We start from the raw sequence: 22,584 nt of genomic DNA on the forward strand, positions 1-22,584 counted from the left end.
TAGGTCTTCGCAGGGGCCGCTATTTTTCCAGAAAAATCATGCGACTGAACCAGAAATCTGGCATGACCTATCAGTCAGTTTTTTCCGATTCGTGACCCAGCTCCAGCATCAACCCACTCAAACGCTTGACCTTGCGCCTGACGGCCTCCTCAAACACGCCGCCTCGGGGCTCGATCAGGCTGAACCAGCGCTTGGCCCGGGTGATGCCGGTGTAGATCAGCTCTTTGGTGAGCACCGGGTTCAGCGCATCCGGCAGGATCAGCGCGGTATGGGTGAATTCCGAGCCCTGGGATTTGTGCACGGTCATGGCGTACACGGTTTCCACATCGTTCAGACGGCTGGGCAGCACAAATCGCACACCGCCTTGGCCGTCGTTGCGTGGGAAGGCCACGCGCAGCACCTGGGGGCCGCCGTCGCTTTCGGGCAGTTTGAGCGCGATGCCGATGTCGCCGTTCATCAGGCCCAGGCCGTAATCGTTGCGGGTCATCAGCACCGGGCGGCCTTCGTACCACTGCTCGTCGCCTTCGATCAGCCGCACCTTGCGCAGGGCGGCGGTGATGCGCAGGTTCAGGCCTTCCACGCCCCAGGGGCCTTTGCGTACCGCGCAGAGCAGTTGGAACGCGTCGAAGGCTTGCAGCAATTGTTGCGCCCAGAGGGTCCAGGCCTCACTTTCACGCGGCGTATCCGGCGACGGGCGCGCGCTCTGCAACAGATTGAGGTAATAGCGATAGCCCTCGGCACCGTCACCCTGCCCGTCCAGCACCAGGCGTTCGAGGGCGTGATCGTGTTCGCCCTTGAGGCTGACGCAGAACAGGTCAGCGTGACTGCGCGCGGCGAGCAGCTTGCGGGCTTCTTCAGCGTTTTGCTGGTTGACCCAGCGCGCCAGTTGACCGATGCCACTGCCTTCGCCGAAACGTCGCGAGTAACGCAGCATCACCACTTGCTGGGCCAGGGGGTGACTGCCGTCGAGGTCTTCCTGCAGGCCGCTGGCGCTGAGGTCTTCGCCGCTGACGGCTTGCAGCCACTGGCGGGTGTCGGCGTTGTAGAAACCGGCTTCGGCGTCGCGGCACAAGTCACCGAGGACAGCGCCCGCCTCTACCGACGCCAGTTGGTCCTTGTCACCCAGCAGTACCAAGCGTGCGTGGGGCGGCAAGGCGTCGAGCAGGTTGGCCATCATTTCCAGGTCGATCATCGAGGCTTCGTCCACCACCAGCACATCCAGGGGCAATGGGTTACCGAGGTGATGACGAAAATGCCGTGTGCCTGGGCGACTGCCCAGCAAGCGGTGGACGGTGGTGACCTGGGTCGGGATTTTTTCCTTCACGCTGTCCGGCACTTTCAGCGACAGCACTTGTTGGCTGATGGACTCGGTGAGGCGTGCGGCGGCCTTACCGGTGGGGGCGGCCAGGCGAATGCGCAATGGGCTGCCGGATTCCACAGCCGGCGCCTGCAACAGCGCGAGCAAGCGCACCACGGTGGTGGTTTTGCCAGTGCCAGGGCCGCCGGTGACGATGCTGAATGCGCCGCGTGTGGCCAGGGCGCAGGCGAGTTTTTGCCAGTCGATCACACCGTCAGGCGGCGGTTGATCGAACAGGCTGTTGAGGCGCTGCGGCAAATCGCCGGCCACGTTTTCCTGGGTGGCAAGACGCAGGCGCAAGGCGCTGTCGATGCGCCGTTCGTAAGTCCAGTAGCGGCGCAGGTACAGACGCTTGCCGGACAGTACCAAAGGACGACTCTGCGCGGATTCGCTGCCATCGACCGCCAGCGCCACCAGGTGACTGGCGGCCAGTGCGTGGCACCAGTGGGCGCCGTCCAGGCCTTCCAATAACTGCGACGGCAACAACATGGCGCCGGTTTGCAGATCGCCCTCTGGCGGCAAGGACAGGGCAAAATCCGGCGCCTTGAGGGTTTCGAACAAGTCGAGGCAGACGTGACCATGGCCCAATTGGTGGCTGGTCAGCGCGGCGGCCAGCAGCACCAGCGGGTCGGCCTGAGGGTCAAGCTCGTGCAGGAAACCCACGAAGGCTTTGTCCAAGGCACGCAACCAGCCACGGTCTACCCAGCGCTCCAGCAATTGCACCAGGTCGGCGGCGCGGCTGAGGGGCATCAGCGCCTCCAGCGGTAGCGGCGACAGGCTCATAACAACACTCCTTGTTCCCAGGCGGGCTCAACCTTGGGCGGGATGGGCTTGCCCTGGAACAGCAGGTCCAGGCCTTCGATCAGTTCCCGCGGCGGTCGGGTGAAATACGCGCCCTGGCTCGCGGACTGCGTGCCCCGCAGGAAAATGTACAGCGCGCCGCCGACATGCCGGTCGTAGTCGTAGTCCGACAGGCGCGCCTTGAGTTGGCGGTGCAGGGCCAGTAGGTAAAGTACGTATTGAAGGTCGTACCGATGATCAAGGATCGACTGCTCCATGGCATCCAAGGTGTAGGCCGAATCGTCGGGGCCCAGCCAGTTGGATTTGTAGTCGGCCACGTAATAGCGGCCATCGTGTTCGAAGGTCAAATCGATGAAGCCCTTGAACATGCCGTTGAGCAGTACAGGCTCGGCGGCAACGCGGGAAGCGCCGTTGTGGGTGAATTGGCACACCAACTTGTCGACGGCGAGTACGTCAACCTTGTGGCTGGCGAACCAGAACTCCATCTCGATCTGGTACTGCTGCAAACCACTGAGGGAGACGTGACCGTTATCCACAGGCAGTGGCACTTGCAGCAGGTGGCCGAGCCAACTGCTGAGGGTGATGATCCAGCCTTCCCAGTTGCGCCGGTTGCAGCGGGCGCCCACGGCTTTTTCGATGGCCTCGGGCGTAACGTTGAAGCCGTCCTCCCCTGCCCATTCCAATAGGCCGTGGAGGAAGGTCCCTGGGTTAGGACCGCGTGGGAAACGGTGAATATCGCCGCCGGACGCCGCCACTTCGCGGGGTGCATCGGGGTCGAGCCGTTCGTCATCGAACAACTTCTGGGCCTGTGGACTTTCCGGTGCTTCGAGCGGGGCGGCGCTCATGCTGTCGCCAATGCGCAAGGCGCTGTAGGAAGCGATCCACCAGTTTTCCGCAGCCTTGCGCTGGGGCAGGAGCGGCGCTCGCAGCGTGGCTTCGTTGCGTGGTGGGTGGAAAAGGATGTCTTGCGCTTCGGGCACCTGGGCGTAGTTGATGGCGGTGCAACCTTCTTGAAGGTCCAGGAGCCAGCGTGCCAAGCCGGCGGACTCACCCAACGAGGCGCCTGCACCGAGCAAGTAGCCCAGCGCCGACAGGTGCAGCACGGAGCTGTTGCTGTTGCCACGCTTGAGGTCGGCGATGCCTAGCCAGCAGGCGTGCTTGGCGCGTGTCAGGGCGACGTAGAACAGGCGCAGGTCTTCGGCCAGACGCTCATTGTCTGCCTTTGCGATCAGCTCAGGCGTAGGACGCAGGCCGACTTGGGATTTGCCGGTTTCATCGTGGTAGTGCAGCGGTAAGCGGCTGCCATCCACCGGCTTGGCTGAACAAATGAACGGCAGGAAAACCAAGTCGTATTCCAGGCCTTTGGATTTGTGGATGGTCACGACCTTGACCAGTTGCTCATCACTCTCCAGGCGCAGGATCTGTTCTTCACCCGCCTGACCAGAAAGTGCCAGGTGTTCGGCCAGATGGCGGATCAGTGCCTGTTCGCCGTCCAGTTCCGATGCGGCCTGTTGCAGCAATTCGCTGAGGTGCAGCAGGTTGGTCAGAACACGTTCGCCATCACTGCGCGCGATCAGGGTTTGCGGCAGTTTGAAGTCGTGAAGCAGACGACGCAGCATCGGCAGCACGCCTTGGTTACGCCAAATCACGCGGTAGCCACGGAACTGCATGACGCGGCTTTCCCACGCCAGTTCGTCCTGGTTCAGACGCTCCAGCTCCGGCAGTGACAGATTCAGGGTGACGCAAGCCAGTGCGGCGCGCAGTGGGCGTTCCACATCCGGTTCGGCGCAAGCCTTGAGCCAGGCCAGCAGGTCGTGGGCTTCCTGAGCGGCGAAGACCGAATCCTTGTCGGACAGGTAGACGCTGCGCACGCCACGGGCGGCCAACTCGGCGCGCACGGCCTGGGCCTCCTTGCCGTCACGCACGAGAATGGCGATGTCTGACGGACGCACGCCTTTGAAGCTGCCGTCCGGTTGTAGGAAGCCTGCGCTGCCCTGCTGCCCGCCGTTGAGCAATTCAACAATGTGCGTGGCACAGGCCGCCGCAAGTTGCTGACGATACAGCCCGTTGGAAACCGGCTGGTCAGTAGGCAAGTGCCAGAGGTTCATGGCTGGCAGCGTTTGGCCATTTACCTGCAATTGTTCTTTACGTCCCTGGGACAGTACCGAGTGGAACGGCACCGGGTTTTCACCATTGGGCTCGCGGAACAGGAATGCGCCGCGACCTGTTTCCGCACGCTGGAACACGTGGTTCACCGCCTCGACCATCGCGTGGCTGGAGCGGAAGTTGGTGCCCAACGTGTGATGACGGCCAGTGGTGGACTGACGGGCGCGCAGGTAGGTGTAGATATCGGCGCCACGGAAGGCGTAGATCGCTTGCTTGGGGTCGCCGATCAGGAACAGGCCACTGTCGAGGTGGTTTTCTTCGATGCGGTAAATGCTGTCGAAGATGGCGTATTGCACCGGGTCGGTATCCTGGAACTCGTCGATCAGGGCTACCGGGAATTGCTCGCGGATCACACTGGCCAGGCGTTCGCCGCCGTCGGCTTGCAGTGCAGCGTTGAGGCGGATGAGCATGTCGTCGAAACCCATTTCGGCGCGACGGCGTTTTTCTTCTTCAAAGCGTTTGCCGACCCAGCCGGCCGCGTGTTGCAACACGGCGGCGTCGGGGGTTGGCAGCGCATCAAGGGTCGCCTTGAGGCCAGCCATGGCGTCGATGCCAGGATGCTGCGGCGGCTCGCCCTTCCAGGCTTCGGCCATGCCGTCGGGCGTCAAGCGGGTGAAGCCGGTGCCGATGTCGAGCTGTTCGAGGGTTTCGTCAGCGGCCCAGGCACTGATCTTTTCGAACCAGGGCTCGAAGTAACGCGCTTGCATCTTGCGGCCGTCGACAGCTTTGGCGGCCACGGCTTGCAGACAGATGTCGCGCAGCTCGGCGGCCCATTGTTGCCAGGGCGCCTTGATGGCGGTCAGCGCTTCGCGGCGCTCTTGCAGGCAGGCCGTGATCAGCTCTGCGGGCTCGCGGGCTTCATCCGTGGGCCGTTCACTGCCGAACAACGCGCGCACTCGCGGCATCAATGCGGCGGGGCCACCCCAGTTGCTGCGCACCCAATTGAGTGCGTCGTCGTGCATCGGGTAGCAGAACAGTCGCCAGTAATCGCGCAACACTTCGCCGAGCAAGTCGCTGTGATCGGTTTCCAGGGTTTGGGTGAACAGGCTGCCGCTGTCGAAGGCGTGTTCGCGCAGCATGCGCTGACACCAACTGTGGATGGTCGAGACGGCGGCTTCGTCCATCCATTGGGCGGCGATGTCCAAGCGGTTGGCGCAGGCGGGCCATTGTTCGAGCGGGTATTCGTCGCGTAGATCAGCGATCAGAGCGTCGGGCTGTTCAATTTCTTCGCGGAAGAAGCGTGCTGCTTCAGCCAGGCGGATGCGGATGCGTTCGCGCAGTTCTTTGGTGGCGGCATCGGTGAAGGTCACCACCAGGATTTGCGGCGGCAGCAGTTCGCGGCCAAAGCCTGATTCATCGCCACCGTGGCCGAGAACCAGGCGCAGGTAGAGGGCGGAGATGGTAAAGGTCTTGCCGGTGCCGGCGCTGGCTTCAATCAGCTGGCTGCCTTTGAGCGGGAAGGCCAGGGCCAAGGGTTTGCTGGTCATGTGCCGGCCTCCTCGCCTGTGAGTGATCGCCACGGGGCGTTGAGCAGCGGGCGATACAGGGTTTCGCACCAACCTTCGAATTCTTCGCTGGCGATGAGCGTGGCGTAGTCGGGGAATTGCCGGGTGAGCGCCGGGGTTTCGCGGCGTTCGCCATCGGTAGTCAGGCCATCGCCTTCGTAGGCTTTGCTGGCCGCCGCCTGGGCCTTGGCGGGGTCAGTTTGGCTGAGCCAAGCGAAAGCGGTTTTGACGGCGACGGGTAAGGGTTGGCTCATGCCGGTATGCCAGGCCAGCAATAGGTTACCGAGGATTTCCTGGGCATTGGTTTTATCCAACGGCGGCAGCAGCAGGGTGTCATCGCTGGCCACCAAGCCGGTGCTCAGCGGCAGGCCGCAGGCGCAGGCAACCACGTGATTGACCCAGGGGCGAATCAGGCGATGCCACTTGCGGGTCTTGATCGAGCCGATGCTGTTGGGGATGGTGGTAACGCTGAGCAACCCGCCATCGCTGCGTCGATGCAGACCACTGATCCAACCTTCCAACTGCACGCCATTATGCTCAAAACTGACCGGTTCGGCGCCGGTGTGCGGGGTGGGCCAGAGGACGAGCAGTTGCTGATAGCGTCGCAACAGATCGGGTAACGGTTCGATCAGTTCGTTGCGCAGGCATTCGCCGAAACCGACCATCGGCAACAGGCCACTGCCTTGCAGGCGCAGGGCCTGGGCGTTCAGGGCTTGGTCGAGATGATCGGGTTGGGTGAGTGCGGCGTTCAGCAGGCTGTCGCTCAGGCTGTAGCGTTGCAGGGCATCGAGGACGAAGGGTTCTTCGTCGGCCAGTGGCACTTCGGCGGCTTCGAAGAACACTTTCAGGCGTTGGCTGAAGAAGTGTTTGACCGGGTTGCGCAGGAAGTCTTGAAGCTGACCGAGGCTCAGGGGCTCGTCCTGTTGATGCGAGCTGAGTTCCTCTTCTTCTGGCATGGCATCCGGCGTTTCGTGCAGTAATTGCCACTCACGGGCGTAGCTGAACAGTGCGTCGCCCTCATGGAAGTAGCGGGCGCTGAACGGTTGCAGTGGGTGCTCTTGTGTCATGGCGTCGATCAGCGGTTCATCGCTATTAGCGTGGTGCCAGCCGCTAGCGAGATGGTCGCGTAGTTGGCCGATGAGTACCGACGCAGGGCGGTCACTGTTATCGCGGATGCTGCGGCCCACCCAGCTTATGTACAGCTGGTCGCGGGCTGACAGGAGTGCTTCGAGCAGCAGGTAGCGGTCGTCTTCACGCCGTGAGCGGTCGCCGGGGCGGTAGTCGCTGCCCATCAGGTCGAAGTCCAGTGGGGGTTGCGCGCGCGGGTAATCGCCATCGTTCATGCCGAGCAGGCAAACGAGCTTGAATGGGATCGCTCGCATGGGCATCAACGTACAGAAATTGACAGCTCCGGCGAGGAAACGCTGGGAGAGGCGGCCTTGGTCCAGACCTGCAAGCCAGGCTTCGCGGACTACGGTGAGGGGTAACTCGTCCTGCAGGCCGACGGATTCGCAGGTTTCCAGCCAGGTTTCCCTGAGCTGTTCGAGTTGGCCCAGCAGGTAGTCATCGTGTTCGCTGCTGGGCATGAAGAACAGTTGCATCAGGCGTTGCAGGCGCTCGCCCCATTGCGCAGGAGCCGCAGGTAGCGACAGTGCTTGATGTGCGTCGTTGAGTGCGTCGAGCAAAGCGACCAGAGGGCCAATGAGCGCTGCGTCGAGGCCACCGATTTCATCGTAGGGCTCGATGCCCTCACACGCGGCACCGGTGCCTACGGCGTAACCAAGCAACATGCGGCGCAGGCCGAAACGCCAGCTGTTTTGTTCTAACTCTGCTGGCAGGCCCAGGCCGGCACGTTGTTCGGCGTTGAGCCCCCAGCGGATGCCGGCACCTTCGATCCAGCGATGCAGCGTCGGCAGGTCGCGCTCCTGGATGGCGAAGCGTTCGCGCAGGGCCGGCACGTCGAGCAGGTCGAGGATCTCGCTCACCGGGAAGCGGCTGTCGGGCAGTTTCAGCAGATGTTCGACGGCGATCAGCAGCGGGTCCCGGCCGCGTTGGCCCTGGTCGGTCAGGGTGAACGGGATGAAGCGTGGGTCATTGCGTTCGAGTTGGCCGAACACGGCGCGGATATGCGGCGCATAGCTGTCGACATCCGGGACCATGACGATGATATCTCGCGGGCGCAGCGAGGGGGCGGCACTGAAGCGTTGGAGCAGTTGGTCGTGCAGGATTTCCACCTCGCGCTGGGCGCTGTGGGCGATGTGGAAGCGGATGGAGGTATCACGTTCCAGGTCGACAGCAGGCCATAGCTCGCGGGTTTCATTGAGTGGACGCAGTTCCAGGATGTCGTCCTGGAGCTGGTTGAGCAGTGTGGTGGGCTCGCTGTCGCTGAACAGGTCGATGCGGCCATCGCGGAATGCTGCGCGGTAACTGTTGGGGTCGTCGTAGCTGTCCAGCAAGCTGATGTAGTCACGGCCTTGTTTGCCCCAGGCGGCCAGCAGCGGGTGGGCGTGCTGGTGCAGGGTTTGTGGGTCGATGGTGACCGGCATGCCGGCTTTACGCGCTTGGCGCTTGTATTCGTTACGTAGCAGGTCTTTATCGGCGACGATGTCAGACCAATGGTGACGGCAGGGGTTGTGCACGCAGAGCAGGACTTGGCTGAATCGCGCGAGACCGGCGAGGGCTTCCAGTGCCTGGGCGGGCAACGAGGAGATGCCGAAAACAATGACTCGGGATGGCAGGCCCGCGGGCGCTGTTTCCAGTGTATTGATGCGCTCGATAAAACGCTGGTGAACGCCGGCGCGGCTTTCGGCCATGCCTTCTTCACCGACATCCAGCAGCAGTGCGCGCCATAGTTCGGCTTGCCAGCAGTTGGCCGGATTGAGCGGTTTGGATTCGCCTCGACCGTTGCGCAGTTGGTGGCGGCCGGCAGCCCAGTCTTCGAGCCAGTCGGCGCGGTAGACCTGATATTGGTCGAACAGGTCTGCCAGGCGCTCGGCGAGTTGGTAGCGTTTGCGCAGATCGCTGTCGTGGGTGAGAAAGCGCTGCAGCGGCTCGAAGTGCGGTTGATCGATAAGCTCCGGCAGCAGGCGCATGAGGCGCCAGGTCAGCGGTGCTTTATCGAGCAGGGACTTGGGCGGAATTTCATCTTTGCCTAAGACCATGCGGTAGAGCTGCCACATAAAGCTGCCGGGCAGTTGAACATCGATTGCTGCGGCGATGCCGCAACCGCCCATGTCGTCCTCTTCCGGATCTTCGGCCAGGGCCAGCTTGAGCCACTGGGCGATGCCGTTGCTTTGGACTAGGGCGATTTCGTTTTCCAGGGGCGCGAGGGGATAGCGGCGCATCCAACTGACCACCAGGCTGCGCAGTTCGTCCAGGCGGTTGCCGTGAACCACCATGAATCCAGGGCTGAGGGACGTCGCATCCGGCATAACGGCTTCCTTGGGAAAAGCAAAAATCGAGGGTGCGACTTTAGCACTGTGGGCAGTTGTTGGCGGAATTGGGATGTTAGCTGTCTTTTCGACCGCCCAAAACAAAACCCCATCTGCTTTCGCAAATGGGGTTTCGGAATTTAATCTTGACGATGACCTACTCTCACATGGGGAAACCCCACACTACCATCGGCGATGCATCGTTTCACTGCTGAGTTCGGGATGGGATCAGGTGGTTCCAATGCTCTATGGTCGTCAAGAAATTCGGGTACTGAGTCGTGGCATAGGCCTCGCTTCAGCAAATTGGGTATGTGACAGCTTTCGGTGTTTTGTGAGATTCGAACTTTCGGTTCTATCGTCTTCACACACCGCAATCTGATGCTCTTTCGAGTAGTCAAATTGCTTGGGTGTTATATGGTCAAGCCTCACGGGCAATTAGTATTGGTTAGCTCAACGCCTCACAGCGCTTACACACCCAACCTATCAACGTCGTAGTCTTCGACGGCCCTTCAGGGAACTCAAGGTTCCAGTGAGATCTCATCTTGAGGCTAGTTTCCCGCTTAGATGCTTTCAGCGGTTATCTATTCCGAACATAGCTACCCGGCAATGCCACTGGCGTGACAACCGGAACACCAGAGGTTCGTCCACTCCGGTCCTCTCGTACTAGGAGCAGCCCCTCTCAAATCTCAAACGTCCACGGCAGATAGGGACCGAACTGTCTCACGACGTTCTAAACCCAGCTCGCGTACCACTTTAAATGGCGAACAGCCATACCCTTGGGACCGGCTTCAGCCCCAGGATGTGATGAGCCGACATCGAGGTGCCAAACACCGCCGTCGATATGAACTCTTGGGCGGTATCAGCCTGTTATCCCCGGAGTACCTTTTATCCGTTGAGCGATGGCCCTTCCATACAGAACCACCGGATCACTAAGACCTACTTTCGTACCTGCTCGACGTGTCTGTCTCGCAGTCAAGCGCGCTTTTGCCTTTATACTCTACGACCGATTTCCGACCGGTCTGAGCGCACCTTCGTACTCCTCCGTTACTCTTTAGGAGGAGACCGCCCCAGTCAAACTACCCACCATACACTGTCCTCGATCCGGATAACGGACCTGAGTTAGAACCTCAAAGTTGCCAGGGTGGTATTTCAAGGTTGGCTCCACGCAGACTGGCGTCCACGCTTCAAAGCCTCCCACCTATCCTACACAAGCAAATTCAAAGTCCAGTGCAAAGCTATAGTAAAGGTTCACGGGGTCTTTCCGTCTAGCCGCGGATACACTGCATCTTCACAGCGATTTCAATTTCACTGAGTCTCGGGTGGAGACAGCGCCGCCATCGTTACGCCATTCGTGCAGGTCGGAACTTACCCGACAAGGAATTTCGCTACCTTAGGACCGTTATAGTTACGGCCGCCGTTTACCGGGGCTTCGATCAAGAGCTTCGCGTTAGCTAACCCCATCAATTAACCTTCCGGCACCGGGCAGGCGTCACACCCTATACGTCCACTTTCGTGTTTGCAGAGTGCTGTGTTTTTAATAAACAGTCGCAGCGGCCTGGTATCTTCGACCGGCATGAGCTTACGGAGCAAGTCCTTCACCCTCACCGGCGCACCTTCTCCCGAAGTTACGGTGCCATTTTGCCTAGTTCCTTCACCCGAGTTCTCTCAAGCGCCTTGGTATTCTCTACCCAACCACCTGTGTCGGTTTGGGGTACGGTTCCTGGTTACCTGAAGCTTAGAAGCTTTTCTTGGAAGCATGGCATCAACCACTTCGCTAACTAAAAGTTAGCTCGTCATCAGCTCTCGGCCTTAGAATCCCGGATTTACCTAAGATTCCAGCCTACCACCTTAAACTTGGACAACCAACGCCAAGCTGGCCTAGCCTTCTCCGTCCCTCCATCGCAATAACCAGAAGTACAGGAATATTAACCTGTTTTCCATCGACTACGCTTTTCAGCCTCGCCTTAGGGACCGACTAACCCTGCGTCGATTAACGTTGCGCAGGAAACCTTGGTCTTTCGGCGTGGGTGTTTTTCACACCCATTGTCGTTACTCATGTCAGCATTCGCACTTCTGATACCTCCAGCAAGCTTCTCAACTCACCTTCACAGGCTTACAGAACGCTCCTCTACCGCATCACTTACGTGATACCCGTAGCTTCGGTGTATGGTTTGAGCCCCGTTACATCTTCCGCGCAGGCCGACTCGACTAGTGAGCTATTACGCTTTCTTTAAAGGGTGGCTGCTTCTAAGCCAACCTCCTAGCTGTCTAAGCCTTCCCACATCGTTTCCCACTTAACCATAACTTTGGGACCTTAGCTGACGGTCTGGGTTGTTTCCCTTTTCACGACGGACGTTAGCACCCGCCGTGTGTCTCCCATGCTCGGCACTTGTAGGTATTCGGAGTTTGCATCGGTTTGGTAAGTCGGGATGACCCCCTAGCCGAAACAGTGCTCTACCCCCTACAGTGATACATGAGGCGCTACCTAAATAGCTTTCGAGGAGAACCAGCTATCTCCGAGCTTGATTAGCCTTTCACTCCGATCCACAGGTCATCCGCTAACTTTTCAACGGTAGTCGGTTCGGTCCTCCAGTTAGTGTTACCCAACCTTCAACCTGCCCATGGATAGATCGCCCGGTTTCGGGTCTATTCCCAGCGACTAGACGCCCTATTAAGACTCGCTTTCGCTACGCCTCCCCTATTCGGTTAAGCTCGCCACTGAAAATAAGTCGCTGACCCATTATACAAAAGGTACGCAGTCACCCAACAAAGTGGGCTCCCACTGCTTGTACGCATACGGTTTCAGGATCTATTTCACTCCCCTCTCCGGGGTTCTTTTCGCCTTTCCCTCACGGTACTAGTTCACTATCGGTCAGTCAGTAGTATTTAGCCTTGGAGGATGGTCCCCCCATATTCAGACAAAGTTTCTCGTGCTCCGTCCTACTCGATTTCATGACTAAGAGATTTTCGCGTACAGGGCTATCACCCACTATGGCCGCACTTTCCAGAGCGTTCCGCTAATCTCAAAGCCACTTAAGGGCTAGTCCCCGTTCGCTCGCCACTACTAAGGGAATCTCGGTTGATTTCTTTTCCTCAGGGTACTTAGATGTTTCAGTTCCCCTGGTTCGCCTCTTACGCCTATGTATTCAGCGTAAGATAACCATCTTATGATGGCTGGGTTCCCCCATTCAGACATCTCCGGATCAAAGTCTGTTTGCCGACTCCCCGAAGCTTTTCGCAGGCTACCACGTCTTTCATCGCCTCTGACTGCCAAGGCATCCACCGTATGCGCTTCTTCACTTGACCATATAACCCCAAGCAATCTGGTTATACTGTGAAGACAACATTCGCCGAAAATTCGATAATACTCAAAACTGAGTAACTCACAAATTTTACCTTAGCCTGATCCGTTACCAGTGAAAGTAACGTTCAGTCTATCTTTCTATCACATACCCAAATTTTTAAAGAACGATCTAATCAAAGACTAGAAATCAACATTCACCATCATCTTGATGGAATGCTCATTTCTAAGCTTTCAACTTCTAGAAGCAGTAGTGGTGGAGCCAAACGGGATCGAACCGTTGACCTCCTGCGTGCAAGGCAGGCGCTCTCCCAGCTGAGCTATGGCCCCGTATTTCTACAGGCGTTTCCCACACAAAATTGGTGGGTCTGGGCAGATTCGAACTGCCGACCTCACCCTTATCAGGGGTGCGCTCTAACCAACTGAGCTACAGACCCAATTTCGGGCTGCTTCTTATCGTCTTCTTCAATGAATCAAGCAATTCGTGTGGGAACTTATGGAGCAGCTGATGTCGTCGATTAAGGAGGTGATCCAGCCGCAGGTTCCCCTACGGCTACCTTGTTACGACTTCACCCCAGTCATGAATCACACCGTGGTAACCGTCCTCCCGAAGGTTAGACTAGCTACTTCTGGTGCAACCCACTCCCATGGTGTGACGGGCGGTGTGTACAAGGCCCGGGAACGTATTCACCGCGACATTCTGATTCGCGATTACTAGCGATTCCGACTTCACGCAGTCGAGTTGCAGACTGCGATCCGGACTACGATCGGTTTTATGGGATTAGCTCCACCTCGCGGCTTGGCAACCCTCTGTACCGACCATTGTAGCACGTGTGTAGCCCAGGCCGTAAGGGCCATGATGACTTGACGTCATCCCCACCTTCCTCCGGTTTGTCACCGGCAGTCTCCTTAGAGTGCCCACCATTACGTGCTGGTAACTAAGGACAAGGGTTGCGCTCGTTACGGGACTTAACCCAACATCTCACGACACGAGCTGACGACAGCCATGCAGCACCTGTCTCAATGTTCCCGAAGGCACCAATCTATCTCTAGAAAGTTCATTGGATGTCAAGGCCTGGTAAGGTTCTTCGCGTTGCTTCGAATTAAACCACATGCTCCACCGCTTGTGCGGGCCCCCGTCAATTCATTTGAGTTTTAACCTTGCGGCCGTACTCCCCAGGCGGTCAACTTAATGCGTTAGCTGCGCCACTAAAAGCTCAAGGCTTCCAACGGCTAGTTGACATCGTTTACGGCGTGGACTACCAGGGTATCTAATCCTGTTTGCTCCCCACGCTTTCGCACCTCAGTGTCAGTATTAGTCCAGGTGGTCGCCTTCGCCACTGGTGTTCCTTCCTATATCTACGCATTTCACCGCTACACAGGAAATTCCACCACCCTCTACCATACTCTAGTCAGTCAGTTTTGAATGCAGTTCCCAGGTTGAGCCCGGGGATTTCACATCCAACTTAACAAACCACCTACGCGCGCTTTACGCCCAGTAATTCCGATTAACGCTTGCACCCTCTGTATTACCGCGGCTGCTGGCACAGAGTTAGCCGGTGCTTATTCTGTCGGTAACGTCAAAATTGCAGAGTATTAATCTACAACCCTTCCTCCCAACTTAAAGTGCTTTACAATCCGAAGACCTTCTTCACACACGCGGCATGGCTGGATCAGGCTTTCGCCCATTGTCCAATATTCCCCACTGCTGCCTCCCGTAGGAGTCTGGACCGTGTCTCAGTTCCAGTGTGACTGATCATCCTCTCAGACCAGTTACGGATCGTCGCCTTGGTGAGCCATTACCTCACCAACTAGCTAATCCGACCTAGGCTCATCTGATAGCGCAAGGCCCGAAGGTCCCCTGCTTTCTCCCGTAGGACGTATGCGGTATTAGCGTCCGTTTCCGAACGTTATCCCCCACTACCAGGCAGATTCCTAGGCATTACTCACCCGTCCGCCGCTCTCAAGAGAAGCAAGCTTCTCTCTACCGCTCGACTTGCATGTGTTAGGCCTGCCGCCAGCGTTCAATCTGAGCCATGATCAAACTCTTCAGTTCAAACATCTTTGGGTTTTTAAGAAACCCTAAACTTGGCTCAGCAATCGTTGGTTACATCTTTGATTTCTCGCGGAGTAACTTGTGATGCTGATAATCTTGTTGACTATCAGTCTGACTCCACAAGCACCCACACGAATTGCTTGATTCAGTTGTTAAAGAGCGGTTGGTTAAGATCTTTCGTCTCAACCGAGGCGCGCATTCTACAGCAGCCTCATTTGCTGTCAAGTGATTATTTTCAGAAGCTTTCGAAGATTTCTTCAACAACTTCAACCACTTGCGCTTCCGATCTCTCGTCAGCGGGAGGCGAATTCTACAGCGTTACACGCTGCTGTCAACACCTCTTTTTCAACTTCCTTTTGGCTTCGATGAACTGAAGCAACCTGCTGCCGAAACCTACATAACTCATTGTTTACCAAGGAGTTTTACATTTCGACTGCGCCGGAAGTGGGGCGAATTATAGACAGTTACAATTCGCCGTCAACCGTTAATTACGCTTTTGTTGCAGAAAGTGGCTTTTTCGCAATAAGTCGCGGGATTCGGCGCATTACAGGCGGGATCCGTAGCACCAGGAGCAGCGCACCTATAGAGGCATAGATAGCCCATTCCTTGAGATCCGCCCGCACAATCCACAACATGTGAAGCAAGCCAAGCCCCAAAATCACGTACACCAGGCGATGCAGCTTCTTCCAGCGACTGCCCAACCGACGCTGACTGTAACGATTCGACGTCACCGCCAGCACCAACAGCGACAGGAAACCCAACGCCCCGACAATTATGTAAGGCCGCTTGCGCAGCTCCACACCCAGTTGCGACCAATCCAACCCAAGCACAAACACACAATAAGCAGCCAGATGCAGCACGACATAAGCAAAGCACCACAACCCAAGCTGCCGGCGTACCGCTATCCACCCTGCCCAACCGCTAAGCTTCTGCAACGGGGTCATTGCCAGGGTGATCAACAACAGTATCAACGTGCCGAGCCCCAGCCGGTCAACCAACACCTTGCCCGGATCCGGCCCCAGGACAGAACTCCAAGCTTCATATAGCCAGAACAACGGCCAAACCGCCGCCGCTATAAAGACGCCAATACGCCAGATCGGGTAGCGCATCAGTAATTCTTCCGCAGGTCGAGATCGGTATAAAGAGACGCCACCTCATCCGAGTAGCCATTGAACATCTGAGTCTCGCGCACATTGGGACTGAACAACCCACTCGGCAGACGACGCTCCCGCGCTTGAGTCCAGCGAGGATGGTCAACCGTAGGGTTCACATTCGCATAAAAACCATATTCGTCCGCTGCAATGCTCTGCCAGGTGGTTTTCGGCTGCTCGCTTACAAGACTGATGCGGACAATCGACTTCACACTCTTGAAGCCATACTTCCATGGCACGACCAACCGCAGCGGCGCGCCATTCTGGTTAGGTAATTCACGCCCATACATCCCCACAGCTAGGATCGCCAGAGGATTCATCGCCTCATCCAGTCGCAGCCCCTCTACATAAGGCCAATCAATCAAGCCAAAACTCGAACGCTGCCCCGGCATGCTCTTGGGATCCTGGAGCGTTTCAAAACGAATGTATTTGGCCTTGGAAGTCGGCTCAACCTGTTTGAGCAACGCCGAGATCGGAAAACCGATCCATGGAATAACCATCGACCACGCTTCGACACAGCGCAGACGGTAGATACGCTCTTCTAACTGATACGGCTTCATGAAGTCTTCCAGGGCATAACGGCCTGGCTTCGCAACTTCGCCATCAATCACTACGCTCCAAGGCTCGGTCTTGAGTGAGCCCGCATTGGTTGCCGGGTCGCCCTTACCTGTACCGAACTCATAGAAGTTGTTGTAGTGGGTTGCATCCTTGAACGGCGTGATCGCTTCGTCCTTTACCGTGATCGCCTGCCATTTCGTTCCCGGCAGTTTCTCGGTAAACCAATTCGGCGCCTTACCCGGTTCAACATCAGCGTAACGCGCGGCCTCATCGGCACTCGCCCAACGCGGCAGGCTGCTGGCTGCGATGCCAGCAAGCGCACCACCGAGCAAGCTACGGCGAGAGAGGTAGAAGGATTCAGGTGTGACGTCCGATTCGTGGCAATCGGACGCTTTGGGCAATTTGATTAACATGGCAACTCCGCAGCATTGGAGAACTGATGCACCAATAGACTGCGGAGTATGGGGGAAATTACATTAAGGCAATGTTTTGTCGCGGCGCAGGTGCAGCAAGTACTGAACCGGACCTGAAGCGGCGTAGACCAGGAACGCCAGCAGCAGAATGCGCGGCGGATCGCTGAACACCACGGCGAACACCAGCACCACTGCCAGAATCGCCACGAAAGGCACACGCCCCTTCAAGTCCAGTTCCTTGAAGCTGTTGTACTTGATGTTGCTGACCATCAGCATGCCGGCCGCAGCCACCATCAAGGCTACCAGGAACGACATCTTCGAACCCTGGATGCCGTAATCGCTGAATGCCCAGACAATACCTGCCACCACACCCGCAGCGGCCGGGCTGGCCAGACCGATGAAGTAACGCTTATCGGCAGTCCCCACTTGGGTATTGAAGCGCGCCAGGCGCAACGCAGCACCCGCGACATAGATGAAGGCAACCATCCAACCGACCTTGCCCATGTCACCCAGCGCCCAGGCAAATGCCAGCAACGCGGGCGCAACACCAAACGCGACCATGTCCGACAACGAGTCGTACTCGGCACCGAAGGCACTTTGCGTATTGGTCATGCGCGCAACACGACCATCCAGGCCGTCGAGCACCATGGCAACAAAGATGGCGATGGCAGCAAAGCCGAAATACTTGCTGGCACTCGCCGCATCACCTGCCGCCAGTGCGCTTTGGGCGCTCATGGAGTTGATGATGGAGTAGAACCCGGCAAACAGGTTCGCCGTGGTGAACAGGTTGGGCAAAAGATAGATGCCACGATGCCGGACCTTGCGGCCTTCAGCGTCATGCCCTTCTTCGACATGTTCATCGATCGGCAGCAGGCTTTCGGCGTCAGGAGCCTGGTTTGGCTCTTCGGGACGTTCGCTCATGGACTTTACCTTGCAACGGTGTGAAAAGAATTCGACAAATACTTGCGGCGCGTGTTCGCCCGCAAACGATGCAGCTTTATACCAGAACCCGCCCCCCAAACGAAAAAACGCGGCCTAAGCCGCGTTTTCCGTTGACACGTACGACTTAGTTCTTGGCTTTGTCGACGATCTTGTTGGCACCGATCCACGGCATCATGGAGCGCAGTTGCTCGCCGATGACTTCGATACCGTGAGCGGCGTTGTTACGACGCTTGGCGGTCATCGAAGGGTAGCCGGTAGCGCCTTCGCTGATGAACATTTTGGCGTATTCGCCGTCCTGAATACGTTTCAGGGCGTTGCGCATGGCCTGACGGGACTCGGCGTTGATCACTTCCGGGCCAGTCACGTATTCGCCGTACTCAGCGTTGTTGGAGATCGAGTAGTTCATGTTGGCGATACCGCCTTCGTACATGAGGTCAACGATCAGCTTCAGTTCGTGCAGGCACTCGAAGTAGGCCATTTCCGGCGCGTAGCCGGCTTCAACCAGGGTCTCGAAACCAGCTTTTACCAGTTCAACGGTACCGCCGCACAGAACAGCTTGCTCGCCGAACAGGTCGGTTTCAGTCTCGTCTTTGAAGGTGGTTTCGATGATGCCGGTACGACCGCCACCGACGCCAGCAGCGTAGGACAGTGCCACGTTCTTGGCGTTGCCCGATGCGTCCTGGTAGATCGCGATCAGGTCAGGGATGCCGCCGCCTTTGACGAACTCGGAACGCACGGTGTGGCCCGGTGCTTTCGGCGCGATCATGATCACGTCGAGGTCAGCGCGCGGCACAACCTGGTTGTAGTGGATCGCGAAGCCGTGGGAGAAGGCCAGGGTGGCGCCCTTCTTGATGTTCGGCTCGATTTCGTTCTTGTACAGCGCGGACTGGAACTCGTCCGGGGTCAGGATCATGACCAGGTCGGCAGCAGCAACGGCGGAAGCAACGTCAGTCACTTTCAGGCCGTGGGCCTCAGCCTTGGCAACAGTGGCCGAGCCTTTGCGCAGGCCAACAGTCACGTCAACGCCGGAATCTTTCAGGTTGCAAGCTTGCGCGTGACCTTGGGAGCCGTAGCCGATGATGGCGACTTTCTTGCCCTGGATGATCGACAGGTCACAATCTTTATCGTAATAAACTTTCATGAGGTTCCTCTATATATCCAGGCCGTAAGGCCATTCACTAATTTGGGTTAGATGCTGAGTACTTTGTCGCCACGGGCAATCCCGGTGACACCACTGCGTACCGTTTCCAGAATCGAGGCCGTCCCGATCGACTGGATGAAGCTGTCCAGCTTGTCGCTTGTACCGGTCAGTTGAACGGTATAAACGCTGGCGCTCACATCGACGATCTGCCCGCGATAAATGTCGGTAGTCCGTTTGATCTCGGCACGCTGGGCGCCGGTGGCCTTGACCTTGACCAGCATCAGCTCGCGCTCAATGTGGGCACTTTCCGACAGGTCGACCAGCTTGACCACTTCGATCAGCTTGTTGAGGTTCTTGGTGATCTGTTCGATCACCTCATCGTGGCCCACAGTGGTCAACGTCAGGCGCGACAGAGTCGGGTCTTCGGTCGGAGCCACGGTCAGGCTTTCGATGTTGTAGTTGCGTTGCGAAAACAGACCGACAACACGAGACAGAGCGCCGGGTTCGTTCTCCAGAAGCAGGGAGATAATATGCCGCATGATTAAGTACGCTCCGTCTTGTTCAGCCACATGTCGCGCATAGAGCCGTCTTTGATCTGCATCGGGTAGACGTGCTCGCTGGTATCCACCTTGATATCGATGAACACCAGGCGGTCCTTCATGGCGAACGCCTCTTCCATCTTCGGCTTCAGATCTTTCAGATCGGTGATGCGAATGCCAACGTGGCCATAGGCTTCAACCAATTTTACGAAATCTGGCAGCGACTCCATGTAGGAGTGGGAGTGACGGCTGTTGTAGCTCATGTCCTGCCACTGGCGAACCATGCCCAGTACGCCGTTGTTCAGGCAGACGATCTTCACCGGAAGGCCGTACTGCAAGCAGGTCGACAGTTCCTGGATGTTCATCTGGATGCTGCCTTCACCGGTGACACATGCAACGTCAGTGTCCGGGAAGCTCAGCTTCACACCCATGGCCGCCGGGAAACCAAAGCCCATCGTGCCCAGGCCACCGGAGTTGATCCAGCGGTTTGGCTTGTCGAACTTGTAGTACTGCGCGGCGAACATCTGGTGCTGGCCCACGTCGGAGGTCACAAAGGCGTCGCCCTTGGTCACTTCGCACAGGGTTTCGATCACGGTTTGTGGCTTGATGACGCTGCCGTCGCCCTTGTCATAAGGGAACAGGCCGCGATCACCGCGCCATTCGTCGATCTGCTTCCACCAGCTGGCAACGGATTCCTTGTTCGGCGTCTCGCCGATGTCCTTCAGTGCAGCGACCATTTCGGTCAGCACACTTTCCACAGGACCTACGATCGGCACGTCGGCCTTGATGGTCTTGGAGATGGATGCCGGGTCGATGTCGATGTGGATGATCTTGGCATTCGGGCAAAATTTGCTCGCGCCGTTGATCACACGGTCATCGAACCGTGCACCTACTGCCAGGATCACGTCAGCGTGGTGCATGGCCAGGTTGGCGGTGTAGCTGCCGTGCATACCCAGCATGCCGACGAACTGACGGTCGGTGCCCGGGAATGCGCCAAGGCCCATCAGGGTGTTGGTCACCGGCAGGTTGAGCAGCTTGGCCAATTCGGTCAACGGTGCGGAACCGCCGCCCAGAATCACGCCACCGCCCGAGTACAACACAGGACGCTTGGCCGCCAGGAGCATTTCTGCCGCCTTGCGGATTTGCCCCGAGTGCCCACGCACGGCCGGGCTGTAGGAACGCAGCTTGGCTTTCTTCGGGAAGATGTATTCGAATTTTTCCGCCGGGTTGGTCATGTCTTTCGGGATATCGACCACAACAGGGCCCGGACGACCGGACTGTGCGAGGTAGAAGGCCTTTTTCATGACTTCCGGGATTTCCGAGGGATGCTTGATCATGAAGCTGTGTTTCACGATCGGCCGGGAGATACCGATCATGTCGGTTTCCTGGAATGCATCGGTGCCTACCATGGTGCTGGGCACCTGGCCGGAAATGATCACCATCGGGATGGAGTCCATATACGCAGTCGCGATGCCGGTAATGGCATTGGTTGCGCCTGGGCCGGACGTTACCAGTACCACGCCGGCTTTACCGGTGGCACGGGCGTAACCGTCAGCCATATGGGTCGCGGCCTGTTCGTGGCGAACCAGGATGTGGGTAACAGCCGGTTCCTTGAACAGTGCGTCGTAGACATGCAGCAGAGCACCACCTGGGTACCCGTAGATATAGTCGACGCCTTCGTCACGCAAAAAGCGGACGAGCATCTCACCACCAGATAAAAGCTCCACGTTGTTCACCTCTAAAACGCCAGAATACCGTCCGTTGAAAACCGACGGGTCTTAATAGGTTTACTTCTCAACAGAGCATGAGCGACGGTGGTCGCCGACTACGTCAGCACTGACTGAGCAAGTATTGGGATCGTCCCAAGTGTTGCGGGCTTTTCCCACCCAGCGCGAGGTAACGCGTTGCGGGTGTAACAGGTCGGCGCGGATGTGCGCCTCATGATCTGCTGAGCGGGCCTGCTTCTGGCAGTCCCGATACAGCGGACTTTGGATTCTTCTGTTTCAGGCCCTTCAAGTCAAGCAATAATTGCGCTTTTTTCCAACTAAGCGCATGAGAACGTAGGAGAAAGGGCTTTGAGGAGGGATAAAACTCGCCTGAATGTCGTCAAGCGGTAGAAATGTGCGCAAGACTGCCGGAAAAACCGGCAGTCAGGCAATTAACGAGCGTCGACGATCAATTGGTCGAACTTTTTCAGCGCATTACGCAAGCCAAGGCTCTCTTGCGGGCGGTCGGCATAGACCATCTCGGCCATTTCCAGAATACCCGAGGCATTGGGCAGCGGCAGGTCCTGTTCGAGGATCTGCTTCATGCGCACCAGGAAGATCCACTGCAACCACTGGTGGAAATCCAGGGTATCCACGGAAAACGGCTCGACACTGCCGAGCGCCTCGGCGCTGGGGGACACATCGTCCCACCAGCCCTGCACGCGCAACTCTCGCTCTATGAGCAACAACTGTTCGGCGATGGCGGGAAAGCGTGCATCCATCAGAGGCTGACCTTGGCTTTTTGACGCGCCTGGGCAGCACCGGCGGCATCGCCTTGCGCGGCACGCGCGTCGCCAATCAACGCCCACAGGCTGGCTTGCAGGTCGGGACGGCCGTTGGCGAGCGACAAGCCGCGACGGGCGAACTGCTCGGCCTGCGGTGCATCACCCTGGGCCATGCGTACCTGGGCCAGGCGATATAGCACTTGCGGCTCACGCGGCGCAACGCGTTGGGCACGCTCAAGACTCGACGACGCACCGTTCAAATCACCGCCCGCCTGCTGTTGCTGGGCAGTGGTCAACAACGCCAGCACCGGGCCATCCAGTTGCTCATCAGCCGACAGGCCACTGCCGTTGGACGAGGATGGAATGCCACTCGGCGTCGATGGCATGTTGTAGCTGCCCTGGTTGATCGGGGCCGCCTGGATCGGCGTGGTATCGATCGGGCCGGAAGTGCTTGGCCCTGGGGTCCATGGCTCGGCACTGATCGGTGCCGATGTCGCTGCGCCACCGCCTGGCACCATCACTACCACACCCGAATCCTGCGGCACCGCCTGTGGTTTGGCTTGGGCAGGACGATTGGTCACGGTCTGGCGGAAACCGCCATTCGCCGAAATCCGATCGTTATTGGAGACGGCCGTGCTCGAGTCCACCACGGGAATGGAGCCGCGCTGCACGCTGGAGCAACCGCCGAGCAAAGCCAGAGCTGTAATAGCTGGAAACAACCACTTGTTCACT

General features: G+C 58.0%; 11 protein-coding genes, 2 tRNA genes and 3 rRNA genes. All 16 read right to left on the minus strand.

Going from position 1 to position 22,584, the window contains the following annotated elements:
* Window positions 1-70 precede the first annotated feature (70 nt).
* Entirely contained in the window at window positions 71-2,140 is a 2,070-nt protein-coding gene (gene recD, locus AYR47_RS01940; RefSeq protein WP_061434064.1) for an exodeoxyribonuclease V subunit alpha, read from the minus strand.
* Entirely contained in the window at window positions 2,137-5,811 is a 3,675-nt protein-coding gene (recB, locus tag AYR47_RS01945; RefSeq protein WP_061434066.1) for an exodeoxyribonuclease V subunit beta, read from the minus strand. Before recB ends, recD begins: the two co-directional genes overlap by 4 nt.
* Window positions 5,808-9,260, minus strand: a complete 3,453-nt coding sequence (gene recC, locus AYR47_RS01950) for an exodeoxyribonuclease V subunit gamma (RefSeq protein WP_061434068.1) — start codon at window positions 9,258-9,260, stop codon at window positions 5,808-5,810. Before recC ends, recB begins: the two co-directional genes overlap by 4 nt.
* Window positions 9,261-9,404: 144 nt before the next feature.
* A 5S ribosomal RNA gene (rrf, locus tag AYR47_RS01955) occupies window positions 9,405-9,520 on the minus strand.
* Between the two features lie 154 nt (window positions 9,521-9,674).
* Window positions 9,675-12,566, minus strand: a 23S ribosomal RNA gene (locus AYR47_RS01960).
* Between the two features lie 249 nt (window positions 12,567-12,815).
* Window positions 12,816-12,891: transfer RNA gene (locus AYR47_RS01965), tRNA-Ala, on the minus strand.
* Between the two features lie 30 nt (window positions 12,892-12,921).
* Window positions 12,922-12,998, minus strand: a tRNA-Ile gene (locus AYR47_RS01970).
* Window positions 12,999-13,080: 82 nt separating this feature from the next.
* A 16S ribosomal RNA gene (locus AYR47_RS01975) occupies window positions 13,081-14,617 on the minus strand.
* Together the 16S, 23S and 5S rRNA genes with 2 tRNA genes alongside form the textbook arrangement of a ribosomal RNA operon.
* Before the next feature lie 488 nt (window positions 14,618-15,105).
* Complete coding sequence (gene msrQ / locus AYR47_RS01980; protein ID WP_033898304.1) at window positions 15,106-15,726, minus strand: protein-methionine-sulfoxide reductase heme-binding subunit MsrQ; 621 nt, start codon at window positions 15,724-15,726, stop codon at window positions 15,106-15,108.
* Window positions 15,726-16,739: a protein-methionine-sulfoxide reductase catalytic subunit MsrP gene (gene msrP, locus AYR47_RS01985; protein ID WP_033898303.1), complete on the minus strand. Its 1,014-nt coding sequence runs from the start codon at window positions 16,737-16,739 to the stop codon at window positions 15,726-15,728. The genes msrQ and msrP overlap by 1 nt, the downstream gene beginning before the upstream one ends.
* Before the next feature lie 63 nt (window positions 16,740-16,802).
* Complete coding sequence (gene pssA, locus AYR47_RS01990) at window positions 16,803-17,660, minus strand: CDP-diacylglycerol--serine O-phosphatidyltransferase (RefSeq protein WP_016976855.1); 858 nt, start codon at window positions 17,658-17,660, stop codon at window positions 16,803-16,805.
* Between the two features lie 145 nt (window positions 17,661-17,805).
* A complete protein-coding gene (ilvC, locus tag AYR47_RS01995) occupies window positions 17,806-18,822 on the minus strand; it encodes a ketol-acid reductoisomerase (RefSeq protein WP_003176099.1) in 1,017 nt (338 codons plus the stop codon).
* Window positions 18,823-18,869: 47 nt separating this feature from the next.
* Window positions 18,870-19,361, minus strand: a complete 492-nt coding sequence (gene ilvN / locus AYR47_RS02000; protein ID WP_003176102.1) for an acetolactate synthase small subunit — start codon at window positions 19,359-19,361, stop codon at window positions 18,870-18,872.
* Window positions 19,362-19,363: 2 nt separating this feature from the next.
* Window positions 19,364-21,088, minus strand: a complete 1,725-nt coding sequence (locus tag AYR47_RS02005) for an acetolactate synthase 3 large subunit (protein ID WP_033898305.1) — start codon at window positions 21,086-21,088, stop codon at window positions 19,364-19,366.
* 431 nt (window positions 21,089-21,519) lie between these two features.
* Window positions 21,520-21,849 (minus strand): YqcC family protein, encoded by a 330-nt coding sequence (locus tag AYR47_RS02010; protein ID WP_033898302.1) that lies wholly within the window; start codon window positions 21,847-21,849, stop codon window positions 21,520-21,522.
* Complete coding sequence (locus tag AYR47_RS02015) at window positions 21,849-22,583, minus strand: tetratricopeptide repeat protein (protein ID WP_033898301.1); 735 nt, start codon at window positions 22,581-22,583, stop codon at window positions 21,849-21,851. Before AYR47_RS02015 ends, AYR47_RS02010 begins: the two co-directional genes overlap by 1 nt.
* Window position 22,584: the final 1 nt, after the last annotated feature.

Origin of the sequence: Pseudomonas azotoformans (assembly GCF_001579805.1) — a bacterium.
Lineage (GTDB): Bacteria > Pseudomonadota > Gammaproteobacteria > Pseudomonadales > Pseudomonadaceae > Aquipseudomonas > Aquipseudomonas azotoformans_A.